Origin of the sequence: Streptomyces sp. NPDC020362 (assembly GCF_040642095.1) — a bacterium.
Taxonomy (GTDB): Bacteria; Actinomycetota; Actinomycetes; order Streptomycetales; family Streptomycetaceae; genus Streptomyces.
Genome location: NZ_JBFAET010000273.1, coordinates 1 through 9,543, shown reverse-complemented (window position 1 = coordinate 9,543; position 9,543 = coordinate 1). Strand labels below are relative to the sequence as shown.

Here is a 9,543-nt window from a genome sequence, read left to right as displayed (position 1 = left end):
ACAAGCTCGTCTGTGACGCAGACAGTCACACGGCCCAGGTGACCATGCGCCCGGCCCAAGGTACGTCCTTCGTCAAGGGAGACAAGATCAAGGTCACTGTCTTCTACTTCGACAACGACGGGTTCAGCTACGCCAACGAGACGGCTGTCACCGTTCTGTAGGCGGGCCTGCGTCCCGGCAACGTTGGCTCTGAGAACACGCAGCATCAGGACTGCCGGGTTCTCCTGCGGCGCGGGCAGCTCGGACGGGGTGCCCGCGCCGTGACTGGCATCGCCATGGACCTCGCACGGGCGGTCGGGCGGTACAGGCTCGCGGCACCGGCGCCGTGACGGTGGGCCACCGCGTAAGGGGTGGCCCACCTCTTCGCGTGCAGTGGGTGGCCATACGAGGGGGAAGGCGGCCGGCCGAAACGCCCCAACGACCGTGTCGGCCCCGCTTGTTACGAGTGGCTCTGCAGTGGACGTGTTTGTGGTGGCTTGTGTGGGCAAGGACCGTTTGCTTGGCCGCCTGCCGGTGGTGTGAGCGGGGCGCGTGCGGCGTCTGTCTCCTGGCGTGCTGGGTTGTGTGGTGTGCGGGCATGGCGCGCCGGTGGGTAGTGCTGCGCTGCGGGGGCTCGGGTGGTGCCCTCCGGCGTATGAGGCTTTCTCCGAGTACGGGGCGTACGGAACTACGTACTGCAATACGTGGATTCCCTCATTCATTTCGACCGCGTTGTCTGCCAGGGTCGGCACTGCCTGATCACCCGGCCGGAGCGTGGACGATGCCCGGTCGGGTGTGAGACAAGGAGGAGGCCGGGTGCGGAGCAGAGGGTCGACTTTCGGTGTGGCGTCGCTGAATGTCTGCTGTGGATTGGCGAACTCGCTGCCGCCGGTGAAGGAGCGGGCCGTGGAGTTCTGCCGACGTCTTGAAGCGGCGGACGTGGACATCGTGAACTTTCAGGAGGTCTGGACGCCTGGCCTGCCGGCCTTTCTCCGGACTCATCTGCCGTCATTCCCGTTTGTGGCCCACAAGGCCGGGGCGCTCGGTCAACCAGCAGGTGGCCTGGCCTCGTTCTCCCGGCTGCCGCTGCGGTCAGCCGAATACGTGTCGTTCCGTGGCGTGCGGTCGCAGGGCGGAAGCCCGATCTTCCGCGCGGCCACGTCTGCCGGGGCCTGTCTGCAAGGCTTGCTGGTCTTCGAGGTGCCGGCGTTTCGTACGGTGGTGGGGAACGTGCACCTGACCGCGAACAGGGACGGGAAGTGGTCGGACGGCAACCGGTACGAAGCCCTTCAGACGGAGCAGGTGAAGCGGGTCCACGAGGTCTTGGACCGGTCCCGCCGCGTAGACACTGCACTGGTGATCGCCTGCGGTGATTTCAACCTTCCCAGCGACTGCGGTCTGTATGACGCAGTGGTGGACAGCGGCGTCTGGCACGATCCGTTCGCCGCAGCAGATGTGCCGACCTTCCATGCCGACCTGCTGCCCGCCCATGCGCGAGCCCACCGGGTCGACTATCTGCTCGTCGAGGGCGACCTCGATCGTTACCCGGTCACGGGTACGGATCTCCTGTTCACCGAGCCGGTCGCGCTGCCCTCCGGCGGCACCGCATACCTCTCCGATCATGTGTCCCAAGTGGTTCGGTTCACCGTGCCAGGTCCCCCGGAGTACGGGCACGCCCAGGTGGATGCAGCCGCCCGATCCCTGAGGCCGCCGTACGGTCTTGATCCCGACGCAGGCCCGTACGGAACGTACCCACGCAGGCCACGCAAGGGCCGACGCCGGTCTCCCGCCCGGCACACGCCGATCACGGCATACGTCGGACCTGCCGGGACGGGAAAGACGCTCCGGGCGCTCTACGAGTCGAGACCGGTCTGCCTGGGAAGGGAGGGACTCACCTCCGGCGAGGTCTACTGGATCAACGCCCGCGACGAGGAGTCCCTGGAGACCGGTCTCACCAACCTGGCCGTCGAAGCGGGGGCTACGCCGAGGCAACTGCAAGCAGCCCGCGACGGCAGGAAGCCGCTGGAGGACCTGGCGCTCGCTGCCCTGGAAAGGAGTCGAAGCATGGTGGAGGACCGATTCCTCGTGCTGGACGGTCTGGACGACCCTACGATGCTCGCCAGGGCGCACTCCGCGACCGGGATCCTCCGTCAGGGCGTCCCACACCGCCGCCGCAGCCACATCATCGTGACCTCCCGCGTCAGCGATCCCGGGGCCTGGGGACCCTGGATCAGGCGGGTGCCCGTCGAGGCGTAGAAGCCGGCCACAGATGACATCCCTGGCCCGGACGGTCACACGCGTCAGCGTGGTGGCGTTCATCGGCGGTTCCCCGTCCCCTCAGTCCTGGAGGTTCACGAAGCGGAAACGGTGCCGTTGGAGTTGGGCTTCTTCTGCTCGACCTTGAGCTTTCCGTCGACATAGATGCGGCACACAGTCCCGGCGGGCGCGTGGCTGACCCCCACCTGGTTGAAGCCGAACCCGACGTTCTGTGCGCGCTTCCACGGCAGGCTCCGCCCGCTCACTGTGTCGTCGGTGTTGTCCCCGGCGAAGCTGTAGGAGATGTCCGCGGCCGCAGGGCCGGTGACTTCCATCTTCACGTCCCAGCTCTTGGCGAACAGGCCGCAGCCGGTCAGGGACACGGCTGCCACGGTGGCGGCGCCGGCCGCCAGCAGGGACGTGACACGAGGACGCAAGGAACCGGACTGCATGAAAACTCCTGGAGATCGGCTGAACCGTTCGTCGGTACGCAGATGATCGGGAACGGCCGTCACCGTCGTGCCCGTCTACCGGGCCGGCCGCCAGTGGACGACCTGCGCGATGTCCCTGACCGCGGCGGGAGTCTCGCTGCTCACCACATCACTGGTGCAAGGCACGGTGCTGCAGCGCACCCCGGGCTGGGCCGAACTCGTCGGCCTGCTCGGTGTGTTGTGCCTGTCGTGTCGCTACGGGCGGCCGCTGCAGCTCACGCTGTCGGCCCCCGCGTCGTTCGCAGCCGTCGTGCGGCTGGCCGACCGGGCGCCGTCGCTGTCGTCCGGGCCGGTGCTGGACCGGCTCGACGGGCTGTTCCCGCTCTTGCCGGCCGCCTTCGCACTGCTCGGCGGCTATCTGCGCACCGAGGACGGCCGACGCCGCACCGCTGCCGAGCGGGTGCGCCACTCCGAGCGGCTCGACCTGGCCCGCGACCTGCACGACCACGTCGCCCACTACGTCACCGCCATCGTCGTCCAGGCCCAGGCCGGGGAACACACCGCGGCACGCGACCCGGACACCGCACGCCAACTGTTCGCCAACATCGAAAAGACGGGGCAGGAGGGACTGGCGGCCATGAGCCGCATGGTCCGGCTGCTGCGCGAACCCGGCGCCGAGCAACAGGCCCCGGTCACCCCTGCCATGACCACCGTCGAGAACCTCGTCCGACGCTTCTCCACCCCCGGACAGCACGCCTGGCTGAACGTCGAGGACGGCCTGGACAGCACCGCCTGGTCCCCGCAGCTCGCCCGGTCCGTGGAACGTGTCGTCCAGGAAGGCCTGACCAACATCCGCAAACACGCCCGCTCGGCCACCACCGTGCATGTTCTGCTGACCGCCGACGGGGACCGGCTGGTGATCCGTGTGCGCGATGACGCGGCTCGGCAGCAGCGCGGCCGGATACGGTTCAGACCGGGCGGCTTCGGACTGGTCGGCCTGACCGAACGGGTGGCCGAACTGGGAGGAGAGCTCACCAGTGGGCCGATGCCCGAGGGCGGCTGGGAACTGGCGGCCTCGCTCCCCATGAAGTGAGGTACGCGCCCCGACCCCTCGCGTGCGGCATCCCGTACGCCGTGAAGAGACGGAGTGAGGAGACGCCTTGAGTGTGTCAGTGGTGATTGCCGATGACCAGGAGATGGTGCGAACGGGCTTCCGTCTCATCCTGGAGAGCCAGGAGGACATCCGCGTGATCGCAGAGGCCTCCGACGGTGTGGAGGCCGTCGAGGCGGTCCGCCGACTGCGGCCGGACGTCTGCCTGATGGACATCCGCATGCCCAAGCTCGACGGCCTGGAGGCGGCGAAGCTGCTGCGCCAGGACGAGACGAAGATCGTCGTCGTCACCACCTTCGACCTCGACGAGTACGTCTACGGTGCGCTGAAGGCCGGCGCCAGCGGCTTCGTGGTCAAGAACTCCGGACCCCGGCTGCTGATCGAGGCCGTGTATGCCGCCGTCAACGGCGACTCTCTCATCTCCCCTTCCGTGACCGTACGGTTGCTGGAACACCTCGGCCGGCCCTCCCGCGCCCGCACCAGGGACGCGGCCGCACGACGGCTCACCCCGCAGGAGCTCAAAGTGGTGAAACTGGTCGCCCGCGGCCGCACCAACCACGAGGTCGCCGAAGACCTGACGCTGTCCCTCAGTACGATCAAGAGCCACCTCAGCCGCATCCAGGACAAACGCCCGGCCCGTAACCGAGTGGAGATCGCGGCGTGGGCCTGGGAAAACGGCATCGTGGACTGAGCAGAGCCCTGCGCCTAAACCACCTGTGACACGCTGAGCTCCCAGCCGCAGCCGGTCTAACACCGGCCGCCCGGTTGCCGGGCCTGCTGCCGACCATCGCCGAACGAGTCGCCCGTGATGGGCTGTCACCGTCTTGGCACGGCCGGGGTGCGAGGCTGTGGGCTGTGGTGGGGTGAGTCGGAGCGGCCCCGGTCACTCCGTGCGGTGGATCCACGTCAGGGCGAGTTCCACGACCCAGGTGCCCGCTGCGTCGGGAGCGGGCGGAGGTGCGCCGACGAACACGAGTTTCTGTGACGCCGGCTGCGGCGAGGGTGGGCAGGTGCTCCGGTGTGGCGTCGCTCAACGCGACGGCAACGTTGAGTTCGTCGAAGGCACGGCCGTGGCGGGCGCACTCGTCGGCGAGGACGGCCAGGCGCGAGCGGACGTCGGCCGCCGGGACGCTGAAGGCTTACCAGCCGTCGGCGAGCGCGGCCGCGCGGCGCAGGGCGGCGTCGCTGTTGCCGCCGACCACGACCGGGAGCCGGCCCCCGCGCAGCGGCCTCGGGTTGACCCGGATCGCGTCGAAGCGGGTGAACTCCCCCGATACCGAGGCTGAACCGCCCGGTTGAGAGCACGTCGAGTGCGGTGGACTGGACCAGGGCCCGTGTGGCGTTGTGATCACGTCGCGGGAAAGGGATTGGAGGGGTGATGATCAAGCTGGTAGCTTGCGGTTGACCGTGACGCCACCCGAGGAGGTGAGACCCATGAACGCTGTATCCACGTGGGTGCTCCCCCTTCCCGTCACGGCCGGGCGATTGACGTAGGCGTCGCCGGGAGCGCTTGGACAACAAGGCACTCCCGAAAGGCAACACCTATGCACTCTTTGCAGTTCACCGCCGAGTCGTCGTCCAACGGCATGGTCGAGCGCGACTTCACCGTGGGCGAGGTCCCCGGCGTCCTCTGGTCGCCGGCCTCTGGCGCCGATCGCGCGCCTCTGGTGCTGATGGGGCACGGCGGCGGCAACCACAAGAAGCATCCGGCGATGTCGAGCCGGGCGGAACTCCTGGTGACCGGCTGCGGCTTCCATGTCGCGGTCATCGACGCGCCCGGTCACGGCGACCGACCGCGGACGGCACACGACGAGGAGGAAATCACCGAGTTGTTCCGGGCAAGGGCGGCGGGCGAGCCGGAAGGACCGATCGTCGTCCGCTACAACGCCCACCTGGCGGAGCTCGCCGTGCCCGAGTGGCGAGCGACCCTGGACGCCCTCCAGGAACTTCCGGAGATCGGCGCCGTCGGACCGGTCGGCTACTGGGGCATCAACATGGGCACCGCAATCGGCGTGCCGCTGGTGGTGGTTGAACCCCGGATCACGGCCGCCGTCTTCGGTCAGCACTGGCCCGATATTCTGGCCGAGCAGGCGGAGCAGATCACGATTCCGATCGAGTTCGACATGCAGTGGGACGACGAGCACATCTCGCGTGAGGAGGGCCTCGCGCTGTTCGACGCCTTCGCCTCGAAGGAGAAGACCCTGCATGTCAACGCGGGCCAGCACAAGCAACTGCCCAGGTTCGAAGCCGACAGCGCGGTCCGGTTCTTCGCCCGACACCTCCGCCCAGCGGTGATCGCGTCGGCCTGACGTGTGCGGTTGCGGCGTCCGGCTTGGCAGCAGGGTGCCGCATCCGCTGCCTCGCGCTGAAGCTGCGCCAGTTGGTGGGTTGGTGATCAGTGTCCTGTCCCGGATCAGTGAGGGCGGGGCGAGCAACTGACCTGTGGTGCCGACGGTTGAGTGGGACAGGTTCGCGGTCGGCGTCCCGCTCAACCATGGGCAGCCGCCTCTAAGATTGATCGCGGAAATCCATCGACCGGCCCGGAGATGCCATGACCTTGCAGATGAAGTTGGTTGCGATAACGCTGGATTGCGCTGATCCGCCGGCTTTGGCGGCGTTCTATCAGCAGGCCACCGGCCTTGAGCCGCACCCGAAGTCGGACGCCGATTTCGCGGGCCTCAACGGTGAGCACGGTCTCTTCATCGGTTTTCAACGAGTCGACGACTACCGGGCTCCGAGCTGGCCCGACCAAATCGTTCCCCAGCAGCTTCACATCTGTTTCAAGATCGAGGGGGACTTGGACGATGCCGAGGCCCGGCTGCTGAAGTTGGGTGCGGGCAAGCCGGATCACCAGCCACACCGGGACAAGGCGCGGGTCCTCACGGATCCGGCTGGGCATCCCTTCTGCATCAGCACACGCTGATGGCCAGAAGCGGACATCGAGCCCTTGGACGGAGGCGCGGCGGGCTCGACCATCTTGTGACCGGCGGGCTGCTTCGGAGGTGTCCCGCAGCCGCCGTCGGCCGGGTTCGAAGATTGGCCCGCGGCGGTCTGCCCGCTCGAAGGGACCGAGGAGGCGCTGTGGTCGCCGTTGGCGCCGCCGGCACTGTCGTCCTCGGGGCCGCACGCCGTGAGGCCCGCGAGAGCGACGGCCCCCACCACAAGACTGCTGATGAGATGTCGAGTCGGCTTCATTGAGGTCCCCCCGTTGGCGGCGTACGCCGCCCGAGTCTGGCTGTGCGCAGTCAGCGTTCTGACCGCGGCGAGGGGAACCTACGCGCGGTTTCAGCGCGTGGGTGTGCGAGACGTGCAGACGTCCTTGTCCTTGTGTGCGGCGTTGGAGCGCATCGCCTGGTAGCGGTGTTCCGTGGGGGTGACGCCATAGGCCTCGCGGAAGGCGCGGCTGAAGGCAGGGGGATTGGCAAGACCCCAGCGGGAGGCGATCGCTTGCACCGGGTGCCCGCACAGTTCTGGGCGGGCGAGGTCGGTGTGGCAGCGCTCGAGCCGATGCCTGCGGATCGACGCGGCCACGCTTTCCTCCTGCCCTTCGAAAAGTGCGTACAGGCTGCGCAGCGAGATGTTGTGGTGCGCGGCGATCAGTCGTGGAGTCAGGTCGGCGTCGGCCAAGTTGTGTTGGATGAAGGCGTTGACTTGCTCGAGGAGCGTGTGGGGGTGGGCCTCGGGTGGTACCTCGTCGAGGACACCGAGTTGTTGTGCGAGGCAGGCTGAGGTCAGCTCGAGGACGACGGCTCCGAGCCGGTCGCGTTCCCGCTGCCCGCAGTCGGGGCCGTAGGTGTCCAGCGTGGTCAGGAAGTTGGCCAGGACGGCTCCCAATCCCGAACCTGCCTTGAGGCGTTGTCCGAGAATCCGGTCCACCCGGTGTGCCCGCAAAGACAGTGTGGTTCTCGGCACATGCAGGATCAGAGCCTGAACTGTACTTCCCGGTGCGAAGGCGCCGGCCTCGAAGGGGCGGGAGGTGTCCCACACCACCATGTCCCCTGCCGTGAGGGTCGCCGCATGGTCACCTTGAGAGATCTGCATGGTGTTCCGGGTCACCATCCCCAGCTGGTACTGCTCCGGGCCGCCTCTCCTGATGAGCGCCTCGGTACGGCGCGATCGCAGAGGAGAGTGCGCAAACCTCGATATCTGCGCCGTGCCGAGGTCCACGGCAGCGGCTTCCGCGTGGAAACCCGTCGTATGGTCGGTGCTGACGGCCAAAGGCATCACCGCGCTGGCCAGTGTCTGGGTGAACCACTCGAACCTGTCCGCTTCCGTCACCGCAGCAGCCGAAACGCCCTGCCAGATCACTGGCCCCCCATTCTGGTCCTACCCAGTGATCTATCACGCTCTCCGCATCCTCACGGGCTGCGGGCGCCTCTCTGCTGCGGGCTCGACCTGGGCGTCCACTGGCCAGGCCGCGGACGGTGAGATCACGGCGTCCGATAGACGCCAGCCATACGGTGGCGAGGCCGCGACGATGGCCCTATGAATACGATGAGTGGGCGCCGGAAGGTGCTGGCCCTTCTACAGCGGTTCTTCGCGGCCGAAGTTGCATATCTGGCGGCCGGAGGACCGGGTCACGCACGGTTCGACGACGTGGCGGACTGCCTCACCGGCGACGTGACCCTTCACCAGGCGGAGAGTCTCCCCTACGGAGGCGTCTACCGAGGCCCCGCCGGTGTCGAACGGTTCATGGAAGAGATGAGCCGCTGCTGGAGCTCCCTGGAGTTCCAGGAACAACGCTTCGTGGTCGATGTGGACAGCGCGGTGGTCTTCAACAGGGGCACACTGACCGCGCGTGCCAGCGGCCGTCGACTGGAGACCTCGGTCATGCAGTTGATCACCGTACGCGACAGCCGTATCTCGGAGTTCCGGCCCTTCTACTGGGACACACTCGCCGTCCGCCGAACCCTCGGCCAACCCGACGCGACTACATGAAGCCTGCCCGCTTGTGCCTGCGACGGCTGTGCGGAGCGGCCCGGGGGCTGCATCTCGCTGCTGGCAGCGCCCGATGGCGGCCTGGCTGTCCTCACCGCCCCGGGAACCTCTGACATCGGCTGTTCCGCTTCGGTCTCGAGCTGCTGTGCCCTGCCCCCTGGAAGGGTGAGGAGGCATCCGACGAGCGCGGCCAGTTTCAGAACCATGGCCGAGGCGCGGCTACGGGCCTGCTCGGAGTCCGTTTGCCCGTCTGGGAGCGTGAAGGAGGAGGGCTCAGTAGGGGCGATGCGTGGACTGAAGCGAGGAATTGCGGGGGAGTGGGTGCCGAATGCCGGACAACCGGCGCGGGCAGGGGTAGAGATCGCAGGCCAACGTCCCCGGGGTGAAGGGCGTCGTTGGATCCGGTCTGTCGGGTGCGCCCGGCATGGGAGAGGGATTCTGGATTGGCCAGTGGCATCGTGAAGTGGTTCAACGCCGAAAAGGGCTTCGGTTTCATCGCGCAGGATGGCGGGCCCGATGTGTTCGCCCACGACAGCAACATCACCGGTACCGGGTACCGGGAGCTGGTCGAGGGCGAGAAGGTCACCTTCGATGTGCCCCAGGGGCGGAAGGGGCCGCAGGCCGAGAACATCGTCCGCGGCTGAAATAAGGATTCGTCCCCGCGTGGCACTGCCGTGTAGAGTGATCGTACCGACGCGGGGTGGAGCAGCTCGGTAGCTCGCTGGGCTCATAACCCAGAGGTCGCAGGTTCAAATCCTGTCCCCGCTACGAAACCGAAGGGCCCGGCATCAGCCGCCGGGCCCTTCGTCATTCGCGGCCGCCTGCTGC

At 67.7% G+C, this 9,543-nt stretch carries 9 protein-coding genes, 1 tRNA gene and 2 pseudogenes; 9 read left to right on the top strand and 3 right to left on the bottom strand.

Annotated elements, in window-relative coordinates; all coding sequences use genetic code 11:
- The first annotated feature begins 753 nt into the window (after positions 1–753).
- On the top strand, positions 754–2,235 hold the full coding sequence (locus tag AB0H32_RS43970) for an endonuclease/exonuclease/phosphatase family protein (protein WP_361133915.1): 1,482 nt from the start codon (positions 754–756) through the stop codon (positions 2,233–2,235).
- Between the two features lie 95 nt (positions 2,236–2,330).
- On the opposite strand, the gene AB0H32_RS43965 is transcribed toward AB0H32_RS43970, so the two are convergent.
- Complete coding sequence (locus tag AB0H32_RS43965) at positions 2,331–2,687, bottom strand: MmpS family transport accessory protein (protein WP_361133912.1); 357 nt, start codon at positions 2,685–2,687, stop codon at positions 2,331–2,333.
- 67 nt (positions 2,688–2,754) lie between these two features.
- Between AB0H32_RS43965 and AB0H32_RS43960 the strand changes: the two genes are divergently transcribed.
- Positions 2,755–3,759 (top strand): histidine kinase, encoded by a 1,005-nt coding sequence (locus AB0H32_RS43960; protein ID WP_361133909.1) that lies wholly within the window; start codon positions 2,755–2,757, stop codon positions 3,757–3,759.
- A 67-nt stretch (positions 3,760–3,826) separates the two neighbouring features.
- Entirely contained in the window at positions 3,827–4,468 is a 642-nt protein-coding gene (locus AB0H32_RS43955) for a response regulator transcription factor (RefSeq protein ID WP_361133906.1), read from the top strand.
- A gap of 448 nt (positions 4,469–4,916) precedes the next feature.
- Here the strand turns inward: AB0H32_RS43955 and AB0H32_RS43950 are convergent, their stop codons facing one another.
- Positions 4,917–5,129 (bottom strand): LLM class flavin-dependent oxidoreductase, encoded by a 213-nt coding sequence (locus tag AB0H32_RS43950; RefSeq protein WP_361133903.1) that lies wholly within the window; start codon positions 5,127–5,129, stop codon positions 4,917–4,919.
- A gap of 192 nt (positions 5,130–5,321) precedes the next feature.
- Here AB0H32_RS43950 and AB0H32_RS43945 point away from each other — a divergent pair, with 192 nt between their 5' ends.
- From AB0H32_RS43945 to AB0H32_RS43935, 3 genes and pseudogenes are all read left to right on the top strand, one after another.
- Complete coding sequence (locus AB0H32_RS43945) at positions 5,322–6,086, top strand: alpha/beta hydrolase (protein WP_361133900.1); 765 nt, start codon at positions 5,322–5,324, stop codon at positions 6,084–6,086.
- 242 nt (positions 6,087–6,328) lie between these two features.
- Positions 6,329–6,700 (top strand): VOC family protein, encoded by a 372-nt coding sequence (locus AB0H32_RS43940; RefSeq protein WP_361133897.1) that lies wholly within the window; start codon positions 6,329–6,331, stop codon positions 6,698–6,700.
- 367 nt (positions 6,701–7,067) lie between these two features.
- Positions 7,068–7,154, top strand: a pseudogene (locus AB0H32_RS43935) (hypothetical protein); the annotation flags it as partial.
- On the opposite strand, the pseudogene AB0H32_RS43930 reads toward AB0H32_RS43935, so the two are convergent.
- Positions 7,147–8,055: pseudogene (locus AB0H32_RS43930) on the bottom strand (helix-turn-helix domain-containing protein); the annotation flags it as partial. The pseudogenes AB0H32_RS43935 and AB0H32_RS43930 sit on opposite strands and share 8 nt — an antisense overlap.
- Positions 8,056–8,262: 207 nt before the next feature.
- On the opposite strand from AB0H32_RS43930, the gene AB0H32_RS43925 reads away from it, so the two are divergent.
- From AB0H32_RS43925 to AB0H32_RS43915, 3 genes are all read left to right on the top strand, one after another.
- Positions 8,263–8,715 (top strand): nuclear transport factor 2 family protein, encoded by a 453-nt coding sequence (locus AB0H32_RS43925; protein WP_361133894.1) that lies wholly within the window; start codon positions 8,263–8,265, stop codon positions 8,713–8,715.
- A 443-nt stretch (positions 8,716–9,158) separates the two neighbouring features.
- On the top strand, positions 9,159–9,359 hold the full coding sequence (locus tag AB0H32_RS43920) for a cold-shock protein (protein ID WP_361133891.1): 201 nt from the start codon (positions 9,159–9,161) through the stop codon (positions 9,357–9,359).
- Between the two features lie 50 nt (positions 9,360–9,409).
- A tRNA-Met gene (locus AB0H32_RS43915) sits at positions 9,410–9,483 on the top strand.
- Positions 9,484–9,543 lie beyond the last annotated feature (60 nt).